Source organism: Streptomyces sp. NPDC051064, from assembly GCF_044455985.1.
Lineage (GTDB): Bacteria > Actinomycetota > Actinomycetes > Streptomycetales > Streptomycetaceae > Streptomyces.
The window spans coordinates 499,354-520,418 of record NZ_JBITFK010000002.1; the positions used below are offsets into that span (position 1 = coordinate 499,354).

Annotated in this window: 18 protein-coding genes; 8 read left to right on the forward strand and 10 right to left on the reverse strand. The window is 70.3% G+C overall.

Annotated elements, in window-relative coordinates:
- Positions 1-34 precede the first annotated feature (34 nt).
- Complete coding sequence (locus ACIBCU_RS09125) at positions 35-718, reverse strand: hemolysin III family protein (RefSeq protein WP_362940093.1); 684 nt, start codon at positions 716-718, stop codon at positions 35-37.
- Between the two features lie 207 nt (positions 719-925).
- On the opposite strand from ACIBCU_RS09125, the gene ACIBCU_RS09130 reads away from it, so the two are divergent.
- The gene (locus ACIBCU_RS09130) at positions 926-2,752 is read left to right on the forward strand and encodes a phosphoenolpyruvate carboxykinase (GTP) (RefSeq protein ID WP_399230291.1); all 1,827 of its coding nucleotides are present in this window, start codon (positions 926-928) and stop codon (positions 2,750-2,752) included.
- A gap of 184 nt (positions 2,753-2,936) precedes the next feature.
- Here the strand turns inward: ACIBCU_RS09130 and ACIBCU_RS09135 are convergent, their stop codons facing one another.
- The 5 genes from ACIBCU_RS09135 to ACIBCU_RS09155 form a co-directional block, all read right to left on the reverse strand.
- Complete coding sequence (locus ACIBCU_RS09135; protein ID WP_393764779.1) at positions 2,937-3,335, reverse strand: hypothetical protein; 399 nt, start codon at positions 3,333-3,335, stop codon at positions 2,937-2,939.
- A gap of 82 nt (positions 3,336-3,417) precedes the next feature.
- Positions 3,418-4,629 (reverse strand): pyridoxal phosphate-dependent aminotransferase, encoded by a 1,212-nt coding sequence (locus ACIBCU_RS09140; RefSeq protein ID WP_362940084.1) that lies wholly within the window; start codon positions 4,627-4,629, stop codon positions 3,418-3,420.
- 201 nt (positions 4,630-4,830) lie between these two features.
- Entirely contained in the window at positions 4,831-5,643 is an 813-nt protein-coding gene (locus ACIBCU_RS09145; protein ID WP_362940081.1) for an arylamine N-acetyltransferase, read from the reverse strand.
- Between the two features lie 256 nt (positions 5,644-5,899).
- Positions 5,900-6,343: a hypothetical protein gene (locus tag ACIBCU_RS09150; RefSeq protein WP_399230294.1), complete on the reverse strand. Its 444-nt coding sequence runs from the start codon at positions 6,341-6,343 to the stop codon at positions 5,900-5,902.
- A gap of 71 nt (positions 6,344-6,414) precedes the next feature.
- Positions 6,415-7,344, reverse strand: coding sequence for a hypothetical protein (locus tag ACIBCU_RS09155; protein WP_399230296.1), 930 nt, complete (start codon positions 7,342-7,344; stop codon positions 6,415-6,417).
- A gap of 404 nt (positions 7,345-7,748) precedes the next feature.
- Here ACIBCU_RS09155 and ACIBCU_RS09160 point away from each other — a divergent pair, with 404 nt between their 5' ends.
- A complete protein-coding gene (locus tag ACIBCU_RS09160) occupies positions 7,749-8,717 on the forward strand; it encodes a helix-turn-helix domain-containing protein (protein WP_399230297.1) in 969 nt (322 codons plus the stop codon).
- 63 nt (positions 8,718-8,780) lie between these two features.
- Here ACIBCU_RS09160 and ACIBCU_RS09165 read toward each other — a convergent pair whose 3' ends face one another.
- Both ACIBCU_RS09165 and ACIBCU_RS09170 read right to left on the reverse strand, forming a co-directional pair.
- Positions 8,781-10,406, reverse strand: coding sequence for an amidohydrolase family protein (locus ACIBCU_RS09165; protein ID WP_399230299.1), 1,626 nt, complete (start codon positions 10,404-10,406; stop codon positions 8,781-8,783).
- Between the two features lie 40 nt (positions 10,407-10,446).
- On the reverse strand, positions 10,447-11,748 hold the full coding sequence (locus ACIBCU_RS09170) for an alanine racemase (protein WP_362940066.1): 1,302 nt from the start codon (positions 11,746-11,748) through the stop codon (positions 10,447-10,449).
- Between the two features lie 140 nt (positions 11,749-11,888).
- Here ACIBCU_RS09170 and ACIBCU_RS09175 point away from each other — a divergent pair, with 140 nt between their 5' ends.
- The 4 genes from ACIBCU_RS09175 to ACIBCU_RS09190 all read left to right on the forward strand — a co-directional run bounded on the left by ACIBCU_RS09175 (position 11,889) and on the right by ACIBCU_RS09190 (position 15,741).
- Positions 11,889-12,941 carry a sugar kinase gene (locus ACIBCU_RS09175; protein ID WP_362940063.1) on the forward strand — a complete coding sequence of 351 codons (1,053 nt, stop codon included), beginning with the start codon at positions 11,889-11,891 and terminating at the stop codon, positions 12,939-12,941.
- The gene (locus ACIBCU_RS09180) at positions 12,938-13,696 is read left to right on the forward strand and encodes an IclR family transcriptional regulator (protein ID WP_399230302.1); all 759 of its coding nucleotides are present in this window, start codon (positions 12,938-12,940) and stop codon (positions 13,694-13,696) included. Before ACIBCU_RS09175 ends, ACIBCU_RS09180 begins: the two co-directional genes overlap by 4 nt.
- Positions 13,697-13,702: 6 nt before the next feature.
- Positions 13,703-14,113, forward strand: coding sequence for a RidA family protein (locus tag ACIBCU_RS09185; protein WP_104788630.1), 411 nt, complete (start codon positions 13,703-13,705; stop codon positions 14,111-14,113).
- Between the two features lie 155 nt (positions 14,114-14,268).
- Entirely contained in the window at positions 14,269-15,741 is a 1,473-nt protein-coding gene (locus ACIBCU_RS09190) for a GntP family permease (protein ID WP_104788634.1), read from the forward strand.
- A gap of 62 nt (positions 15,742-15,803) precedes the next feature.
- On the opposite strand, the gene ACIBCU_RS09195 is transcribed toward ACIBCU_RS09190, so the two are convergent.
- Complete coding sequence (locus ACIBCU_RS09195) at positions 15,804-17,000, reverse strand: MFS transporter (RefSeq protein WP_399230305.1); 1,197 nt, start codon at positions 16,998-17,000, stop codon at positions 15,804-15,806.
- A gap of 105 nt (positions 17,001-17,105) precedes the next feature.
- On the opposite strand from ACIBCU_RS09195, the gene ACIBCU_RS09200 reads away from it, so the two are divergent.
- Positions 17,106-17,714 (forward strand): TetR/AcrR family transcriptional regulator, encoded by a 609-nt coding sequence (locus ACIBCU_RS09200; protein ID WP_362940053.1) that lies wholly within the window; start codon positions 17,106-17,108, stop codon positions 17,712-17,714.
- Between the two features lie 112 nt (positions 17,715-17,826).
- Entirely contained in the window at positions 17,827-19,131 is a 1,305-nt protein-coding gene (locus tag ACIBCU_RS09205; RefSeq protein ID WP_362940050.1) for an Nramp family divalent metal transporter, read from the forward strand.
- Positions 19,132-19,196: 65 nt separating this feature from the next.
- Here the strand turns inward: ACIBCU_RS09205 and ACIBCU_RS09210 are convergent, their stop codons facing one another.
- Positions 19,197-20,930 (reverse strand): chitinase, encoded by a 1,734-nt coding sequence (locus ACIBCU_RS09210; RefSeq protein WP_399230308.1) that lies wholly within the window; start codon positions 20,928-20,930, stop codon positions 19,197-19,199.
- Between the last annotated feature and the right edge of the window lie 135 nt (positions 20,931-21,065).

Below are 21,065 nucleotides of genomic sequence, written 5' to 3' on the forward strand. Positions count from 1 at the left end.
CTGGTGGCCGGGCCCTTCGCCGTACGGGGAGGCGTTACTTCTGGTAGGCGACCAGGGAGATGCCGACGTAGTGCGCGATGAACGCCGCCAGCGTCAGCGAGTGGAAGACCTCGTGGAATCCGAACCAGCGAGGTGACGGGTTCGGGCGCTTGAGGCCGTAGATGATGCCCCCCGCGCTGTAGAGCAGCCCGCCGACGAGCACCAGGACCAGCACCGCGACACCGCCGGCGCGCATGAAGTCCGGCAGGAAGAACACCGCGGCCCAGCCCATGGCGATGTAGCAGGGGGTGTAGAGCCATCGTGGGGCGCCGACCCAGAACACGCGGAAGGCTATGCCGGCCGCCGCGGCACCCCAGATCGCCCACAGGAGCGGCCCGCTCGTGGACTCGGGCAGCAGCAGGAGGGCCAGCGGCGTGTAGGTGCCCGCGATGATCAGGAAGATGTTCGCGTGGTCCAGCCTGCGCAGCACCGCTTCGCCGCGCGGGCCCCACGTGCCCCGGTGGTAGACCCCGCTCACACCGAACAGCAGGCAGGCGCTGATGACGTAGACGGCGCAGGCGACCCGCGCGCGCGTGCTGTCGGCCAGGGTGATCAGCGTGATTCCGGCGATGACCACCGCGGGGAACATTCCGGCGTGCAGCCAGCCGCGCATCCGTGGTTTGACCGGTACGGGGTCCGTGAGCTCGACGGGTCCGGACCCGGAGACGGCAGAAGTCATATCGGCATGCTACCTACGCTCCCGTAGGTAACTCATATCAGTGGCGCTGCTCACGTGTGCGGCCCTATGGACAGATGGGCGATTCAGTCGGATGATCAAATGAGTGCGGTCGGCACCGGATGAGCGCCTGGGGAATTCGAAGGGGTCAGCATCCGGGTCGCAGCCCCCACGGGGCCTGACAACACACCCTCTCTACAAGGAGCGATCGTGGCGCGAGACTTCGCGGCTCCCCTCACTGTTCCCACTCGGCACCAGGAGCTCGTCTCCTGGGTGGACGAGATCGCGGCCCTCACCCAGCCGGACCGCGTGGTCTGGTGCGACGGCTCCGAGGCCGAGTACGAGCGCCTGTGCGAGGAGCTCGTCGCCAAGGGCACCTTCACGAAACTCGACCCGGTCAAGCGACCCAACTCGTACTACGCCGCCTCCGACCCGAGCGATGTCGCCCGCGTCGAGGACCGCACCTTCATCTGCTCCGAGAAGGAGGAGGACGCGGGCCCGACCAACCACTGGAAGGCCCCCGCCGAGATGCGGGAGATCTTCAGCGGGGAGAACGGCGTCTTCCGCGGCTCCATGCGCGGCCGCACGATGTACGTCGTCCCGTTCTGCATGGGCCCCGTCGGCTCGCCACTCTCCGCGATCGGTGTCGAGATCACCGACTCCGCGTACGTCGCCGTCTCGATGCGCACCATGACGCGCATGGGTCAGGACGTCCTGGACGAGCTCGGCACCGACGGCTTCTTCGTCAAGGCCGTCCACACGCTCGGCGCGCCGCTGGAAATGGGCCAGCAGGACGTTCCGTGGCCGTGCAACTCCACCAAGTACATCTCACACTTCCCCGAGGACCGCGAGATCTGGTCGTACGGATCCGGCTACGGCGGCAACGCCCTGCTCGGCAAGAAGTGCTACGCCCTGCGCATCGCCTCCGTGATGGCGCGGGACGAGGGCTGGCTCGCCGAGCACATGCTGATCCTCAAGCTCACGCCGCCGCGTGGTGAGTCGAAGTACGTCGCGGCCGCCTTCCCGAGCGCCTGCGGCAAGACCAACCTCGCCATGCTGGAGCCCACGATCTCCGGCTGGACCGTCGAGACCATCGGCGACGACATCGCCTGGATGCGGTTCGGCGAGGACGGCCAGCTGTACGCGATCAACCCCGAGGCCGGCTTCTTCGGTGTCGCGCCCGGCACCGGTGAGCACACCAACGCCAACGCCATGAAGACCATGTGGGGCAACTCCGTCTTCACCAACGTCGCGCTCACCGACGACGGCGACGTCTGGTGGGAGGGCATGACCGAGGAGCTCCCCGCGCACCTCACGGACTGGAAGGGCAACGACTGGACCCCGGAGTCCGGCACGCCCGCCGCCCACCCCAACGCCCGCTTCACCGTCCCGGCCGGCCAGTGCCCGATCATCGCCCCGGAGTGGGAGGACCCGAAGGGTGTGCCGATCTCGGCGATCCTCTTCGGCGGCCGCCGCGCCTCCGCGGTCCCGCTGGTCACCGAGTCCTTCACCTGGCAGCACGGCGTCTTCCTCGGGGCGAACGTCGCTTCCGAGAAGACCGCCGCCGCCGAGGGCAAGGTCGGCGAGCTGCGCCGCGACCCGTTCGCCATGCTGCCGTTCTGCGGCTACAACATGGGCGACTACATGAAGCACTGGGTCGAGGTCGGCGCCGACAAGGCGGACCAGTCGAAGCTCCCGAAGATCTACTACGTGAACTGGTTCCGCAAGAACGAGGCGGGCAAGTTCGTGTGGCCCGGATTCGGCGAGAACAGCCGTGTCCTCAAGTGGATCGTCGAGCGGCTGGAGGGCAAGGCGGAGGGCGTCGAGACCCCGATCGGCATCCTGCCGGCCAAGGGCTCATTGGACACCGAGGGCCTGGAGCTCTCCGAGTCCGAGCTCGACTTCCTGCTGACGGTGGACAAGGAGGCCTGGCGCGAGGAGGCCGCCCTGATCCCCGAGCACCTCAACACCTTCGGCGACCACACCCCGAAGGAGCTGTGGGACGAGTACCGCGCGCTGGTCCAGCGCCTGGGCTGACCCGCTTCCGATCCCCGCGGCCGGGCCCTTCCGGCATCCGCCCTGACCTGTGGGGTCCACGGGCCCGCCGCGGCACGGCACCCGGAGCCCCCTCATGGCTCCGGGTGCCGCTCTACGTCCAGGCGCACCCGGCAGGTGTGTGGCACCCGGTCCACGCGTCTTCGCGACCCGTGGACCGGGGCCGTCAGGGGGCGCCGACCAGGACGGTCGGCGCGGCGGTGGCGGACAGCGCCTCGGCGTGCGCGTCCATGGCCTCGGCCGCGAGGATCGCCACGGCCGTGTCCGCGCGGGACGCGGCCACCACCAGGGCCCGCCCGGCCAGGGCGTGGGCGCGGCGGTGCAGAGCGGCCGGGGAGGCGTCGCTCCGGCCGGCGTGCCGGGCGGGCGGCGCGGAGCGCAGCCGGGCGACCTGCCCGGCGATGCGGTCGCCCATGGCGGCGAGGCCCAGCTCATCGGTGACGGCGAGCAGGGCCGCGAGATGTCCGGCGAGCTGGATGTCCAGCTCGTCCTCACGGCTGCGGTGCGGGAAATCGGCGTTGTCGGCCGATGTGTGGACCGACTTGGTGCGGATCGGCTCGTACATGGGTGGCCTCCTGATCGTGCAGTAAAGCCATCCTATCTTGGATTCAGTCTAAAGTTGTGTCCGATCCGGAGATCGGGCTCGCTCAGGGCTGGCTGTAGCCGTCCAGGAAGTTCCCGATGCGCGTCACCGCGTCGGTGAGGTCCTTGGCCGGCGGCAGCGTGACCACCCGGAAGTGATCGGGCTCCGGCCAGTTGAAGCCCGTGCCCTGCACCACCATGATCTTCTCGGCCCGCAGCAGATCGAGGACCATCTGACGGTCGTCCTTGATCTTGAAGACCTTGGGGTCGAGCCTCGGGAAGAGATACAGCGCCCCCTTCGGCTTCACGCAGGTCACGCCGGGGATCTGCGTCAGCAGGTCGTACGCCACGTCCCGCTGCTCCAGGATCCGCCCGCCCGGCAGCACCAGCTCGTTGATGGACTGCCGCCCGCCGAGCGCGGTCGCCACCGCGTGCTGCGCGGGCATGTTGGCACAGAGGCGCATGTTGGCCAGGACCGTCAGCCCCTCGATGTACGAGGAGGCGTGCGCCTTCGGGCCGCAGACCGCCATCCAGCCGGAGCGGTACCCCGCGATCCGGTAGTTCTTGGAGAGCCCGTTGAAGGTGAGCACCATCAGGTCGGGGGCGATGGCGGCGGTCGGGGTGTGCGTCGCGCCGTCGTAGAGGATCCGGTCGTAGATCTCGTCCGAGCAGACGACCAGGTTGTGGCGGCGGGCGATCTCCGTCAGCCCGCGCAGCATCTCGTCGTCGTAGACCGCGCCGGTCGGGTTGTTCGGGTTGATGATCACGAGCGCCTTGGTGCGGTCGGTGATCTTCCGCTCGATGTCCGCGAGGTCGGGCATCCAGTCGGCCTGCTCGTCGCACCGGTAGTGCACGGCCGTACCGCCGGCCAGGGAGACCGAGGCCGTCCACAGCGGGTAGTCCGGAGCGGGGACGAGAACCTCGTCGCCGTCGTCGAGCAGCGCCTGCATCGACATCTGGATCAGCTCGGAGACGCCGTTGCCCAGGTAGACGTCCTCGACGTCGAGGTCGATCCCCTTGGTCTGGTAGTGCTGCATCACCGCGCGGCGCGCGGACAGCAGGCCCTTCGCGTCGCCGTAGCCGTGCGCGCCCGAGAGGTTGCGCAGGATGTCCTCGAGGATCTCCGGCGGACACTCGAAGCCGAACGCCGCGGGATTGCCGGTGTTGAGCTTGAGGATGCGATGACCCGCGGCTTCGAGCCGCATCGCTTCCTCGAGCACAGGGCCGCGGATTTCGTAACAGACGCCGGCGAGCTTCGTGGACTGGATGACCTGCATGTCTGCGAGCTTACGACCGTGTTTCGAGCGCTGCGCCCGGTTCGCCCGGTGGTTGCTCCCTCCGGGGGTGTGCCACGGTCCGCCGGGTCTTCCATCGCCATGCCGCCCCGGCCGCGGACCGTGGGAACGACCGGTCCGGGCGGGGCCGCGGCTTGGAATGCGGGCGTGGGCGGCGGCACCGGGTGAGATGCGCCACCCTGGTCAACCGGGCAGGACGGTCCCGTCCGGAAGGCGTACGCCGAAGTCCTCGGCCAGCACCCGCAGCACCTCGGCGTCGTCGCTCAGCTCCCGCTCCGCGACCGTGCCGTCGTCGGCGGTCTCCACCAGCGTCCGCCCGGACAGGGCGATGTGCAGGCCCGGCAGGGTGCGCTGGGCGTACACCGCCTGCCGGAACGGCGAGCGCGGGTTCGTCGCGATGTGCCAGTTGATGACCTCGTAGTCCGGGGCCTCGAACGGCTCCAGGGTGAATTCGTACTGCGGCTCCCAGTAGCCGCCCTTGTCCGCCTGCAGCTCCCACATCTCCAGCGGGCCGTCGTGCGGGGCGTGCACGAGCCGGTGGCGCCGCGGGGTGTCGAGCAGCTCGGTGTCCACCACCAGCGGGATCGGCTCCAGCAGCGCGCCGTGCGAGCCGAAGCCGACGTCGGCCAGCCAGGGGGTGGGCTCACCCTCCACGTCCACCTGCATCAGCATGTGCGTACGGGGCCGGACGTCACCGGGCGCGGCGCCCACCACCACCCGTGCGGTCAGCAGCGTCACCTGGAACCCGAGCTGGGTCAGGGCGGCGGTGAGGAGGGTGTTGTGCTCGTAGCAGTACCCGCCGCGCTCACTGCGGACGAGCTTCCTCTCCAGGTCCGGGAGCGCGAGGGACGGGGCGCTGCCGAGGAGGGGCTCCAGATTCTCGAACGGGATGCCCAGCATGTGGGCGCGGTGCACGGACCGCAGCACCTCCACGGTGGGGCGGCGCTCCCCGGACCAGCCGATGCGGGCGAAGTAGGCGTCGAGGTCGAGTGTCATACCCCGACACTACGCAGACACCTCAGAGGTTTCTCAAGTCCGATGACGGCACAGGAGATACGGGGAATACGGCTCGCGTGTGCCATGCGGCGGGTGCCGGCCTTCGTCCGGCCGGGACGCTGCACCACCAGGCCGCCGTGTGCGCCCGGCTCCGGTGACCCGGCCGGGACGCACCTCGGCCCGCCGGGAACAGGCCGACGGGCCGAGGTGGCTCAGGCGTGCGGGAGGCGCGGTTCGTCTCCCTGCACGGGTATCGTCACACCGCCCACTTGGAGCAGTTGGAAGCGCTGGCCCACGCGTGGCCGCTGATGCTGTTGTTCGCCGCAACGCCGGTGGTGAAGGAGTCGCCCAGGAGGCTGGAAGCCCAGCCCTCGGACCGGCTGAGGCAGATGTGCCCGCCGGTGCCGCCGGTGCCGTTGTAGAACTTGACCTCGTAGCTGTTGCCGTTGTTCAGGACCGATGACGCCGAGTTGGTGTCGCCGCCCTGGAAGCTCAGAGCGGAGTCACCCCAGTTGGAGTCGTCGCCGGACGCGTGGCCGAGGTGTCCGCTGCAGTTGGTGCTGTCGTACGCGTACATGTAGCCGGACAGGGCGCCGGCCATGGCGTCGGAGCAGTCCGCCGCCTGGGCGGAGGTGGCGGGGACGAGGGCTCCGAGGGAGGCCACGGCGGCGGTCGTCAGGACGGTGAAAGCCTTGCGCATGAGGTGGTGCTCCTTCATGTGTCGGGTGATGTGGATCCATCCGCGAGCGGTGTGCCGCGGAAAGCTGTGAGTCACTCGCTGGCGAGTTTCCTGGCACGGGAGAGAGCGGCCAGTCCCATACGCTGGTAGGCGGAATTCTCCTTGCCGTACTTCTTCAGCACGGGGGACCGGTATTCCCGCTCGAGCCGGCGCGCGGTCTTCCCGAGATTGGTCTTCACGGCGCACGTGGCCTCGGCCACCGCCAACTCGGCTTCGTACGCCCGAGCCTCTTCGGAGCTCATTTTCTCGGTGTTCGTGATGCGCTTCTCGCGGATCTCATCCGGTGAGGAGAAGGGCCGGCCGGCGTCCTTCATGCAGTGCGACCAGGCACCGACCGTCTTCTTCATCCGCTCGTCCGCGAGAATGTCCGGTACATAGAGCGGCGTCAGGCTCGTGATGGTCTTCTTCGCTTTGAACCAGGCTTCCAGGTCTCCGTAGAGCTGGGTCCGGGCCCCTGCCCAGCAGCCTTCCCGGGGGGTCTCGATGGTGCCGCCGGCGGGCAGGTCCACGCGCAGAACGTCGTCGTAGTCGCCGTTGAGAGCCGTGTTGTAGCGGATGCGGTCCTTCCGCGGGAGCGCGTTGGGGTACCGGACGTTGGGGTGGTCGCGACGGTCCTTCTCGGCCGCTTCGTCGAAGGCGCGGCCGTAGCCGTACTTCTTCGCCCATGCGATGTCGTCGATCACGTAACGGCCCGCTCTGCGGGCATCGGCACTCGCCACCGGACCCGTCCAGAACTTGAACCCCTTGTTCTCCATGCACTTCTTGACGAGCGTGTACTCGGCGTACTCGATTTTCATCTCCTCAGGGACGGTCAGATCCCTGAGGTCGCTGTCCGAAATCGCGACCGTGTCGCCCTCCGGCCGCTGTGCCGAGTTCGTCGCGCCGTCCGTCCCCGAACCGCAGCCGGCCGTGATGCAGGCGGCTGCCACGAAGGCAACGGGTATGGAGAACTTCCGCCTCATGTGATGCGCGCTCCCTACGGCTGATGCGGCGTCCGGGCCACGTTCGACGAGCCTTTTCCGTCCTCGGCCCGATCTGGCGTGATGCGGACGGAGTGCGGCGTGGGACAAGGCCTGGGAAGCGGGTGTGTGACGCCCCGTTCTCCGGCCCCCATGGACCTTAGGGGCGTCCTGCGATCCGGAATGTGTCGTCCGTGCAGGGAACTTTGTCAGTGGTGCAGGGCCTTGAAATGGCGCCGCATCAGGGAGGACCGGCCCCGCGTGTCGTCGTCGAAGCCGTTGCACGGCGCGAGTAACTCCCGACACACTGACGTCAGGAACCGACGCGCCGAGGGGGAACGGATGGGGCAACGGGCCGAAGTACTGTCAGGCCGGCTCTGTGACCGGAGCAGACGGAGGTCTGCCGCATGAGCCCGGCTCTGGACACCGCGTTCATACCGTCGCGGGACCGGGAGGAAGTGGTCCGGAACGCGGTGTGGAAGTCCATGGTGGCCATCGATATCGAGCACGGTCCTGCGGCCGAGGACATCAACGTCCGCTTGGGTCTCGGTACCGTGGGGCCCATCAAGATCTGTTCGGCGCGGGCGACCGCGGTCAGGATGCGTCGGACGGAGCGGCTCGCCCGCGAGGACGAGGAGCCGGCCGTCTCTCTCGGTGTTCAGATGACGGGCAGCAGCATGGTGGTGCAGAACGGTCGCGAGTGCCTGCTGGGGCCGGGAGACTGTGTCGTCTACGAATCGATCGCTCCCTACACACTTCTCTTCGACGAGGGAGTCGACCACCGCTTCATCCGGTTTCCCCGCGCGGTGCTCGCGCTCCCCGACCGGTTATTACGAGACATCACCGCGGTGCCCCTGGGATCCGCCAACCCCATCGCGCGCCTCGCCTTCACCTACTTCTCCCAACTGGCCGTCAGCGACGAACTGCACGAGGGTGTGCACGCCGACACCGTCGTGGACCCCAGCGTCGAACTCCTCCGCGCCGTCCTGACGTCCCAGTACGGCGACTCCGGCCTGGCCAAGGGCCCGCTGGAAGCCACACTCAGCCTGAGGATCACCCAGTACATCCGGTCCCACCTGGCTGATCCCGGTCTTTGGGCGGCACAGATCGCGGCCGCGCACGGCATCTCCGTACGTCATCTCTACGTGGTGCTGTCGCGGTCGGGAATCAGCCTCGGAGACTGGATCCGTACACGACGCCTGGCCGAATGCAGGCGGGAGCTGGCCGGCCCGAACGGGCGGCTGCGGACCATCGCGGCGATAGGCCGGAGTTGGGGCTTCGTGGACGCGACCCACTTCAGCAAGGTGTTCAAACGGACGTTCGGAATCTCGCCTCGGGCCTGGCGCGACGAGAACCACCCCCGCTCCCGCGCGTGACGGCCGCCGCGCGGCCGCGCGCACCCCGAACCGGCTGACGCGCATCCGGCCCGCACCAGGTCGTCAGCCCCTCGCGGCACGTCCGCCGCCCCGCACTGAACGGCCCGCCAGGGTGGAGGTCCGCTTGCCGTCCTCGATGACGAAGCGTCCGTCGATCAGGACGTGCGGGACGCCCACCGGGAGGGTGCGCGGCTCGTCGAAGGTCGAGCCTGCGGCCACCGTGGCCGGGTCGAAGAGGACCAGGTCCGCGCGGTAGCCCTCACGGACGTACCCACGGTCCGGCAGGCGCAGGCGGGCGGCCGGCCGGGACGTGAGGTGGGCGACGCACTCCTCCAGCGTGAGGATGCCCAGCTCCCGTACGTACCGGCCGAGGTACTGGGGGAACGTGCCGTACGCGCGGGGGTGCGGCTTGTCGCCCTGGAGGATGCCGTCGCTGCCCCCGGTGTGCACCCGGTGGCGCATGATCTGCTGGACGTTCTCCTCGTGGCCGACGTGCTGGAGGATCGTCGTGCCCAGCCGGTCCTCCACGAGCAGCCGACGGGCCGTCACCCAGGGCTCCTCGCCGCGCAGCCGGGCGGACTCGGCCACCGTACGGCCGACGTATCCGGACAGGGCCGGTGAGCCGACGCCGGAGATCTCGATCCTGTCCCATTCGATCGGGACGCCGTGGCAGCCGTCGGACCCCACTACCTCGACGACGTGACGGATCCGCTCGGCCGTCTCCCCGTCGGCGAGCCGGGTCAGGACCGACTCCGGCCCGCCCTCGTTCGCCCAGCTCGGCAGCATCGCCACGAGGGTCGTGCAGCCGGGCGTGTACGGATAGGTGTCGAGCGAGATGTCCGCGCCCGCCGCGAGTGCCTCGTCCAGGAGGGAGAGGAGCTCGGGGGCCTTGCCCTTGTTCACGCCGAAGTTCATCGTGGCGTGGGCGAGATGGAGTGCGCAGCCGGCGTCGCGGGTGAGCCGCACCATCTCCTCGTACGCCTGGAGCGCTCCCGCCCCGTACGAGCGGTGATGCGGGCAGTAGTAGCCGTCGTGCGCCGCCACCACCCGGCACAGCTCGGTGAGTTCGGCGTCCTTCGCGTACATCCCGGGGGTGTACGTCAGGCCCGAGGACATGCCGACCGCGCCCTCGGCCATGCCCTGGGCGACGAGCTCCTTCATGCGGTCCAGCTCGGCGTCGGTGGCGGGGCGGTCGTCCCAGCCGACGGCGAGCATCCGGACGGTGCCCTGCGGGATGAGGTAGGCGGCGTTGACGGCGATGCCCTCGCCGTCGAAGTTGCGGTCGAGGCGGTCCAGATAGCCGCCGACGGTGCGCCAGTCGAAGTCGATGTCGCTTCCGTCGCCGTTCCAGCCGGCGATGGAGCGGCGGACCTCGGCGAGGGTGCGGTCGTCGGCGGGGGCGTACGACAGACCGTCCTGGCCGAGCACCTCCAGGGTGACGCCCTGGGCTGCCTTCGCGCTGTGGTCGGGGTCGCGCAGCAGCGCGAGGTCGCTGTGGGCGTGCATGTCGATGAAGCCCGGCGAGAGCGCGAGGCCGTCGGCGTCCAGGGTGCGGGCGGCGGTGGGGCGGGGGCCGTCACCCTCCCCGCGGATCTCGGTGATCCGGCCGTCCGTGATGCCTACGTCGGCGCGGTAGGAGGGGGCGCCGGTGCCGTCGACGACGCGGGCGTCGCGGATGACCAGGTCCATGGGAGTCGCCTTTCGAGGGGTGGGGGAGGGGGCGCGGGGATCAGAAGAACGTGCGGATGTAATCCGTGACCGTGCCGTCTGCCCCGACCAGCGGGATCAGCTGCCACTTGTCGAACGACGTGCAGGGATGCGAGAGGCCCATGCCGATCCAGTCGCCGACCTCCAGCTCGGCGCCCTCCTCCGTACGCACCCAGCCGTGCTGGTCGGACAGCCCGCTGACGGTGATTCCGGTGGCCGGCCGCACCGAGCCGTCGCGCGCGGAGCGGACGACCTGGGCCTCGGGGAGGTCCAGGTCGTAGGCCGCGTCGCGCTTGCCGGCGTTGACGAACGCCTGCCCGGGGGCGGGGCGGGAGACGACCTGGGCCCAGAGGCGGAAGGCGGGCTGCAGCGTGCCCTCCTCGGGGATCCGGTTGAAGGGGGTGAGGTGGCGGTAGTGGCCGTCGTCGTGACTGACGTACGCCCCGGAGCGCAGCAGCTTGAGGACGGGCCGGCTCAGCGCGGGGATCCCGGCGAAGACGTCGGCGACCGCGTCGAACCACGCGCTGCCGCCCGCGCTGACCAGGATCTCCTCGCCGTCGGCGAGCGCGGCGAAGCGGCCGGCGGAGTCGAAGTCCGCTGCCAGCGCGACGAGTCGGCGCAGCCACTCCCGTACGCGCTCGGGGGAGGCGTCCGGCACCTCGCCCTCGTAACCCGCGACGCCCACCAGCCGCAGGGTGGACGTGGCCGCCACCGCGTCGGCGACCGCCGCGCAGTCGGCCTCCGTGCGGGCGCCGGTGCGGGCGCCCTCGCCCGCGCCCAGCTCCACCACGACGTCCACGGGGCGCACGGCACCCGCCGCGCGCAGGGCCTCGTCCATCAGTTCGACGCCGCGCACGGAGTCGACGTAACAGGCGAACGTGAAGTCCGGATCGGAGTCCAGCTCACCGGCCAGCCAGCGCAGGGCCACCGCGTCGACGAGCTCGTTGGCCAGGAAGATCCGCGCGATGCCGTAGGCCCGGTACACCCGTGCCTGGTGGGGGACGGCGGCGGTGATGCCCCACGCGCCGTACTCCAGCTGACGGGCGAAGAGCTGCGGGGACATCGACGTCTTGCCGTGCGGTGCGAAGGCCAGGCCGTGCCGCTCCGCGTACGTCTCCAGCAGCGCGAGGTTGGCCTCGACCGACTCGGCGGACAGGGCCAGCACCGGGGTGGTGAAGCCACCCGTGAACAGATTGCGGCGCTCGGCCGCCAGCGCGCCCACCGTGAGGCCCTCCGCGTCCGGCGGCAGCGCCTTGAAGCGGTGGTCGACCCGTTCGCCGGCGAGTGACGTCACGGACTGTTCGGGGGACTGCTCGGCGGCCAAGGGGATCTCCTCGGGGGAAGTGGTCGTTGCATCGTGTGCAACGGGCGTTGCGTATATCGCTCAGGGCTGTCTAACATCCGAGCCGATGCCGGGTCAATGGTGACCACCGGCGCCCGACGACCGACCACGAGGAGCCCAGAGTGCCCGGATCCGCAGCCAGGACAGCCTCCGCGGACGTCGTCTGCCTCGGCGAGTCCATGGTGACGTTCCTGCCCTCGCAGCCGGGCCGCCTCGCCGACGTCCCCTCCTTCGGCCGGGGCATCGGTGGTGCCGAATCCAACGTCGCCTGCGCGCTCGCCGCGGCGGGCCACCGGGCGAAATGGGTCGGCCGGGTCGGCGCCGACGGCTTCGGTGACCACCTCGTCGACACGATCACCGGCTACGGCGTCGACACCTCCGCCGTCCGCCGCGACCCGGGCCGCCCCACCGGCGTCTACTTCCGCACGGCGACGGACCGGGCCACCGACACCCACGAGGTCGCCTACTACCGGGCCGGCTCCGCCGCCTCCGCGATGTCCCCGCACAACGTGCCGTACGAGGACCTCCTCGACACCCGCGTCCTGCACCTGTCCGGCATCACCGCCGCGCTCTCCGCCGACTGCCTGGCCCTCCTCCACGACCTCACCGCCCCCCGCGACGGCCGCCCCCTGATCTCCTTCGACGTCAACCACCGCCCCGGCCTGTGGCGCGAGGGCGAGGCCGGCCCGGAGGTCCTGCTCGACCTCGCCCGCCGCAGCGACCTCGTCTTCGTCGGCGAGGACGAGGCGGAGGATGCCTGGGGCGTCCACGGCACCGAAGCCGTGCGCGCCGCCCTCCCGGAACCGGACGTCCTCGTCGTCAAGCGGGGCTCGGACGGTGCCACGGTCTTCTCCAGGACCGGAAGCGGCTCGGACACCGTCACCACCGTCCCCTCCCTGCGCGTCGACGTCGTCGCCGCCGTCGGCGCGGGCGACGCCTTCGCCGCGGGCTTCCTCTCCGCCACCCTGCGCGACCTGCCCGTACGCGACCGTGCCCGGCACGGCCACCTCATGGCCGCCGCCGTCCTCACCGTCCCCGGCGACCTCACCGGCCCCCCGCCCCGGGCGTACGCCGACCGGCTCGCCGCCCTGGACGACGAGGCCTGGGGCACACTTCGTCTCGGCCCCGGCTGGACAGCCGCCGCCGGGGCGAACGAGGAGGTACGAGTCACATGAGCCAGACCGTCGACCGCGCGCTGAGCATCCTGCCGCTGCTCGCCCAGGGCCCCGCCGACCTCGGCCAGGTCTCGACAGAGCTCGGCGTCCACAAGTCCACGGCGCTGCGCCTGCTCCGTACGCTCCACGAGCACGGACTCGTCTACCGCCAGGAGGACCAGCGCTACCGCCTCGGCGCCCGGCTCTTCGCGCTCGCGCAGGAGGCCGTCGAGAACCTCGACGTACGCGAGATCGCCCACAGTCACCTCGTCGCACTGAACGAGCAGTGCGGGCACACCGTCCACCTCGCGGTGTACGAGGAGAACGAGGTCCTCTACATCGACAAGGTGGAGAGCCGCTACCCCGTGCGGATGTACTCACGGATCGGCAAACCCGTCGCGATCACCGTCGCCGCGGTCGCCAAGCTGCTCCTCGCCGACCTCCCCGAGCCCGAACGGCGCGCCATCGCCGAACGGCTCGACTACCCCATGTACACGTCCCGTTCGCTCCCGAACGCCAGCGCCTTCCTCAAGGAACTCGCCGTCGTACGCGAACAGGGCTGGGCCACCGACCTCGGCGGCCACGAGGAGTCCATCAACTGCGTCGGCGCCCCCGTCCGGGGCGCGGACGGTCGCGTCGTCGCGGCCATGTCGGTGTCCGCGCCGAACGTGGTCGTCACGGCCGAGGAACTCCTCACCCTGCTCCCCCTGGTGCGCCGCACCGCGGAGACCATCAGCCGGGAGTACTCCGGCACCGCCCCCACCAAGAAAGCCTGAACCGCCATGACCGAGAAGACCGCCCTCACCCCCAGCACCCACACCGCCCCGCCCGCCAAGTTCTCGCACGGCGTGAAGAAGGGGAACATCCTCCAGGTCGCCGGTCAGGTGGGCTTCCTCCCCGCCGTCGAGGGCCAGGCCCCCACCCCGGCCGGCCCGACGCTGCGCGAGCAGACCCTGCAGACCTTCGCCAACGTCAAGGCGATCCTGGAGGAGGGCGGCGCGAGCTGGGACGACGTGATGATGATGCGCGTCTACCTCACGGACGTCGACCACTTCGCCGAGATGAACGCCATCTACAACGAGTACTTCGAGGAGCAGGGCCTCAAGGCCCCCGCCGCCGCACGTACGACGGTGTACGTCGGCCTGCCCAAGGGCCTGCTCATCGAGATCGACGCGCTCGCGGTCCTCGGCTGATCACCTGATCCGCCGGCCCGGCGATCCGCCCCCGGAGAGCCGGCACCCCTGAACCGCCACCTCACGGCACGGCGCCCCACCCCTTCCCCCGAGGGGCGCCGTGCCGCGCTCTCCCCTGCCCCGAAGGACCCCGTCACCAACGGAGTTGACCGCTCATGCTGCTCGCCGCCGCCCCCGCCCCCGAGGCGCCACCCCACACCGGTGGACTGCTCCTCCTGATCGGCGGTACGCCCGGTCTGCTGACCGTCGCCGCCCTCGGGATCGCACTCCTGCTCTTCCTGATCATCAAGGTCAGGCTGCAGCCGTTCGTCGCGCTGCTCGCCGTGTCCATAGCCGTCGGCCTGGGTGCCGGACTCTCCGTCACCGAACTCTTCGGCACGGTCCAGAAGTCGGCCGCCGTCTCGGTCATCGAATCCGGCATGGGCGGCATCCTCGGGCACGTCGCGATCATCATCGGCCTCGGCACGATGCTCGGCGCCATCCTGGAGGTGTCCGGCGGCGCGGAGGTCCTCAGTGCCCGCCTGCTGAACCTCTTCGGTGAGAAGCGCGCCCCGCTCGCCATGGGCCTCACCGGCCTCATCTTCGGCATCCCGGTCTTCTTCGACGTCGGCATCTTCGTCCTCGCGCCCATCGTCTACGCCGCCGCCAAGCGCTCCGGCAAGTCGGTCATCCTGTACGCGATGCCACTGCTGGCCGGCCTCTCGATGACCCACGCGTTCCTGCCCCCGCACCCCGGTCCGGTCGCCGCGGCGGGCCTGTTCAACGTCTCCCTCGGCTGGGTCATCCTGATGGGCGCCGTGGTCGGCATCCCGTCCGTCCTCGCCGCCTGGGGCTACGCCGCATGGATCGGCAAGCGCATCTTCGTCGAGGTGCCGCAGGACATGGTCGAGGCGGCCGCCGAGGCCAAGGCCGCGGTCGTCGCCGAGCAGCGCGCCGCCGGTGTCACCCCCCACGAGAAGCCCGTCCCGCTCGGCACGGTGCTCGCGATCATCGGTACGCCGCTGATCCTCATCCTGGCCGCGACGTTCTCCTCCATCGCGCTCGACCCGTCGACCCCGCGCTCCGTCATCGAGTTCTTCGGCAACCCCTTCGTCGCGCTGACGATCGCCCTGCTGCTCGCCTACTACCTGCTGGGCATCCGCCGGGGCTGGTCCCGCAAGTCCCTCGAGTCGGTCTCCACGTCCTCGCTGAAGCCCGTCGGCAACATCCTGCTGGTCGTCGGCGCGGGCGGCATCTTCGGAGCCGTCCTGAAGGGCAGCGGCATCGCCGACGCGCTCGCCGACACCTTCAACGACGTGGGCCTGCCGGTCATCCTGCTCGCCTGGCTGATCTCCGTCGTCCTGCGGGTCGCGCAGGGCTCGGCGACGGTCGCGATCGTCACCACCGCCGGCATCGTCGTCCCGCTCGTCGAGGGCCAGGACATGTCGCAGGCCCACCTCGCACTGATCATCATGGCGATCTCGGCGGGCTCCATCTTCGCCTCGCACGTCAACGACGGCGGATTCTGGATGGTCTCGAAGTACTTCGGCATCTCCGAGCGCGACACCCTGAAGACCTGGACGGTCCTGGAGACGGTCCTCTCGGTCGCGGGCTTCGTGGTCGCCGCGGCGCTCAGTCTGGTGATCTGAGGCCGTCGTCCACATCCCTCCGCCGGGGGCTCGGTCGTCCGCGCCGAGCCCCCGGCGCCCGGTCACCGCCCCGTGGGAAAAGCGGCCCGCCGGCCGAAGCCGACCGCGACGAGTGCCACGAGGGCCAGGGCGGTCATCCAGGCGGGCAGCATGCGCGCGCCCACACCGTCGACGACGAGGGCCCCCACGGCCCCGCCCGCGAAGATCGCCAGGTTGAAGGAGGTCGTCAGCATCGCGTTCGCCGCGTCCGCGTTCTCCCTCGCGGCCTCGCCCATGGCCGTCTGCAGCTGCGTCGCCGAGCCGCCGAACGCGAGGCCCCACAGGACGACCGCGAGCAGCGCGAGCACGGTGGAGTGCTGCGCCACGGCGAGAAGCGCCCCGGCGACGGCGAAGAGGGCCACGCCGGCCAGGGTGAGGCCGCGAAGGGCGCGGTCGATGAACACGCCTGTGATCCAGATTCCTCCGAGCGCGGCGACGCCGAAGACGAGCAGCGTGATGTCGGGCCGGAGCGCGAGCCCCGTCTGCCGCAGGTAGGACGCGATGTAGGTGTAGAGCAGGTTGTGCGCGAGCATCCAGATGAAGACGACGGCGAGGACGGTCGCCACACCGGGGACGGTCAGCACCCGGCCGAGCGGGGCGCGGGTCCGTGCCGGCTGCCCCGGGGCGTCGGGCACCAGGTACTTCGCGAACACCATGACGACGATGCTGAGCAGCGACATCGCGGCGAAGGACCAGCGCCAGCCGACCGTCGAGCCCAGCCAGGCGCCGAGCGGAGTCCCGACGGCGAGCGCGACCGGGGTCCCGGTCATCGCGATGGCGAGGGCGCGCCCGGCGTGCTCGGGCGCGGCGATCCGGCGGGCGTAGCCGGCGAGCATGCCCCAGAGCAGGCCGGAGAAGGCTCCCCCGACGAACCGGGCGACAAGAGCGACGGGGAAGGACGGCGACAGCGCCGTGACGCCGTTGGCGATGAGGAATCCGAGCAGGCCGGCGAGGAGCAGCGGCTTCCGCCGTGCCCCGCGTGTCAGCGTGATCGCGGGGATCGCGGCGAGGACCGTCCCGACGGCATAGGCGCTCACCAGCTGCCCGGCGCCGCCCTCGGAGACGCCGAGCCCGGCGGAGAGCTGCGGGAGCAACCCCGCAGGCAGCGTCTCGGTCATGATCACGATGAATCCGGTACACGCCATCACCAGCAGCGCCGGAACGGGAACCGCGACGCGTGCTCGTTCGTGCACGGGCGGCGTGGGGCACGTGGTGGTCATGGGCCGGACTCCCTCGATTGATTGCGGATCGATCGATCCGATATTGACCGGGTGGCCCATGGGTGTCAAACTGGATCGCACAGTCTGTAATGGAGGTGGTTCGTCGTGTCCCCCGCCGGTCGTCCCCGCGCCTTCGACATGGAGGCGGTCCTGGAGGCGGCGATGCTCCTGTTCTGGGAACAGGGCTACGAAGCGACCTCGCTCGCCCAGCTCCGTGACTCCACAGGGCTGTCCTCGGCCAGCCTGTACGGCGCCTTCGGCTCGAAGGAGGGGCTGTTCGAGAGGGCCGTCGAGCACTACATCGCCGGGCCGGGCAGCGTGACCGATGCCGCGGCCGACGAGGCGGTGAGCCCCCGCGCGGCCGTCGCCCGGCTCCTGCACGGGTCGATCGACATGCAGACCGACCCGTCCCACCCGCCGGGGTGCCTCATCGCCCTGTCGGGGACGGTTCACCCACCCATGGCGGACGAAGCCGGGACGCGCAGGGTCGTGGCGGCGCGCCGTGCGACCGACCGGGCGCACATCAGGGAGTGCGTCGTACGCGGCGTCGCCTCCGGCGAACTCGCCGAGGACACCGACGTGGACGGCGTGACATCGATGATCCACGGCTTCCTGCTCGGCGTCTCCACGCAGGTGTGTGACGGCACGCCCGCCCAGGTCCTGCACGCCGGGGCGGACGCCGTCCTCGCGCACTGGGACGGCAAGGGACACTGACGCCCGCACACCGCCGGCGGCCCGGATCCGGAGGGGGCGGCGCACCCCCTTGTGCGATCCGGCATGACGCGCCCCCTTGTGCGATCCGGCGTGATGCGCTTCGTTGATCGACATGGCGGAGACAAGCGAGACCACAGGGGCGGGGGAGCTGAGCTCCCAGCCGCGTACATCCAGTTGGCGTTACATCGGGCCCGGCATCGTCGTCGCGGCCACCGGCGTCGGAGCGGGGGACCTGGTCGCGACGCTCATCGCGGGCAGCAAATTCGGCTACACCCTCATGTGGGCGGCCGTGATCGGCTGCCTGGTCAAGATCTCCCTCGCGGAGGCCGTGGGCCGCTGGCACCTCGCGACGGGCCGCACCCTCTTCGACGGCTGGCGCACGCTCGGCGGGTGGACCACGGGCTACTTCGCCGTCTACGTCGTCATCTGGGGCTTCGTCTACGGCGCCACGGCCATGTCCTCCAGCGCCCTGCCCATCGTGGCGCTCTTCCCCGACGGACCCGGCCTGAAGACCTGGGCGATCGTCACCGGGCTGATCGGCCTGGTCTTCGTCTGGTTCAACCAGTACGCCGTCTTCGAGAAGGTCATGACCGTCCTGATCGGCGTGATGTTCGTCGTCGTGGTCTACGTCGCGATCAGGGTGTCGCCGGACATCGGCGCCTCCTTCGCGGGGCTGCTGCCCGTCCTCCCGGACGGCTCGCTGATCTACACGCTCGGGCTGATCGGCGGTGTCGGCGGCACCATCACCATGGCGGCGTACGGGTACTGGGTCAACGCCAAGGGGTGGTCCGACACCTCCTGGATGAAGGTGATGCGGATCGACAACCGGGTCGCCTACATCACGACCGGCATCTTCGTCGTCGCGATGCTCATCGTCGGCGCGGAGCTGCTGCATTCCTCGCAGATCGCGCTGACGAAGGGCGACCAGGGACTGATCGACCTCGGCGGGATCCTGGAGGACCGCTTCGGGGCCGGCACCGCCAAGCTCTTCCTGGTCGGGTTCTTCGCCGCCTCGTTCTCGTCACTCATCGGCGTGTGGCACGGCGTGAGCCTGATGTTCGCCGACTTCGTGGAGCGGATCCAGGCCGCCCGCGGTGCCACGGGCGAGGAGAAGGCGACCGGCGAGACGGTCAGCCGGCAGGAGCGGTCCGTGCCCTTCCGGGCGTATCTGCTCTGGCTGACCTTCCCGCCGATGACGCTGCTGTGGCTGGACGAACCCTTCGGGCTCGTCATCGGCTACGGCGTCCTGGGCGCCTTCTTCATGCCGTTCCTGGCTCTGACCCTGCTGTGGCTGCTCAACTCGTCCCGCACGCCGAGGGAATGGCGCAACGGCTGGCTGAGCAACGGAATGCTGGGCGCCGCGGGACTGCTGTTCATCGTGCTGTGCGTCAAGCAGGTGATCGACCTGCCCTGGTGACGTCGGCGCACGCAGCAGCGCCGCCGGGGGAGCGGCGGCGCTGCTGGACCGAAGGGGCCTTCGCGTTACGGGAGGCCGTGGACGTGCGGGCCGACCGCCTTGGACCAGGCGTTGCCCGCCGTGGCGTCCCAGTTCGTGGACCAGGTCATCGCGCCGCGCAGGTCCGGGTAGGTCCTGGACGGCTTGAAGGAGCCGCAGCCCGTGCCCTTGGCCAGGCAGTCCAGGGCCGCGTTCACGACGGACGGGGCGACGTAGCCGCTGCCCGCGCCGCGGGTGGACGCGGGGACGCCGAGGCCGACCTGGGACGGGGCGAGGCCGCCCTCCAGCTGGATGCAGGCGAGCGCGGTGAGGAAGTCCACCGAACCCTGCGAGTAGACCTTGCCGTCGCAGCCCAGCATCGAACCGCTGTTGTAGTACTGCATGTTGACGACGGTCAGGATGTCCTTGACGTTGAGCGCCGTCTTGAAGTACTCACCGGACGTGGACTGCATGTCGATGGTCTGCGGGGCCATCGTGATGACGAGGCCGGAGCCCGCCTTCGACGACAGGGAGCGCAGGGCCTTCGTCATGTAGGTGGAGTTGAGGCCGTTCTCCAGGTCGATGTCGACGCCGTTGAAGCCGTACTCCTGGATGAGCGCGTACACCGAGTCCGCGAAGGCGGTGGCGGAGGCGTCGCTGTTGACGGCGACGGCCCCCTTCTCTCCGCCGACGGAGATGATGACGTTCTTGCCGGCGGCCTGCTTGGCCTTGATGTCGGCCTTGAACTGGTCGACGGTGTAACCGTTCAGCCCCGCCGAGTCCAGGTTGAAGGTGACGGCGCCGGGCGTGGCCGTGGCGTCCGCGAAGGAGACGGCGATGATGTCGTAGTCGGCGGGGACGTCGCTGAGCTTCTGGACGGTGGCGCCGTTGTTGAAGTTCTGCCAGTAGCCGGTCACCGCGTGCTTGGGGACCGACGTCGTCGGGCCGGGGCCCGGGTCGGTGGCCTTCGCCGTACGTCCGCTGACGGTCGCCGACCTGCCGGACTCACCGGCGGCGTTCGTCGCGCTGACGGAGAACTGGTACGCGGTGTCCGCGGCGAGACCGGTCACCGTCGCGGAGGTGCCGGTGGAGGTGGTCGCCTTCGCGCCGTTCCGGTAGACGGTGTAGCCGGTGGCGCCGGAGACGGCGTTCCAGTTCAGGGTGACGGAGGAGGTGGTCGTCGTGGCGACGGCCAGTCCGGCGGGGGCCCCGGGGATCGCGGGCCCCGGGTCCGTGCCACCGCCGCCGTCGGGCCCGCTCACCTGGATGTCGTCCGCGACGTAGGCGGCCTGGCCGTACCAGCCGTGGGTGTAGACGGTCACCGAGGTGGTGGAGGGGCCGGTGGTGAAGGTGGTCCGCAGCTGGGTCCAGCTGCTGGATCCGGGCGACCAGGTGGAGACGTCCGTCGTGCCCGTGCCGCTCGCACCGAGATACGCGTAACCCCCCTGCACCCAGGAGCTCAGCGTGTAGGTGGAGCTGGGCTTCACGGCCACGCTCTGGGTGCACTTGGCGTTGTCCTGGCCCGCCGGAGTGGCCTTGAGCGCGGAGGAGCCGCTGTGCACGGGGGAGGAGACGGTGACGCCGCTGCCCCCGGAACAGGTCCAGTTGGCGAGCCCGGACTCGAAGCCGGCGTTCCTGGCCACGTTGACATCGGCCGCCTGCGCGGTGCTGACGAGCCCGGTGACGCCCAGCGCCCCCGCTGCGATCACGGCGACGGCCCCGCCGAGGAGCGGCCGGACCCGGCGTCTTCTGTGCCTGCTGCTGCCTGCGGAGCGTTCCACTTGCTGCCTCCGGTGGGGGAGTTGGGGGTGCTGGCGGGAACGGTGGCCACCGTTGGCCGATAAACTGGTCCAGACCAATCAAGTTGTCAAGACCTCTGGCGGTCCCGATGCGCGCGGGAGGTGTGCCCCGGGGGC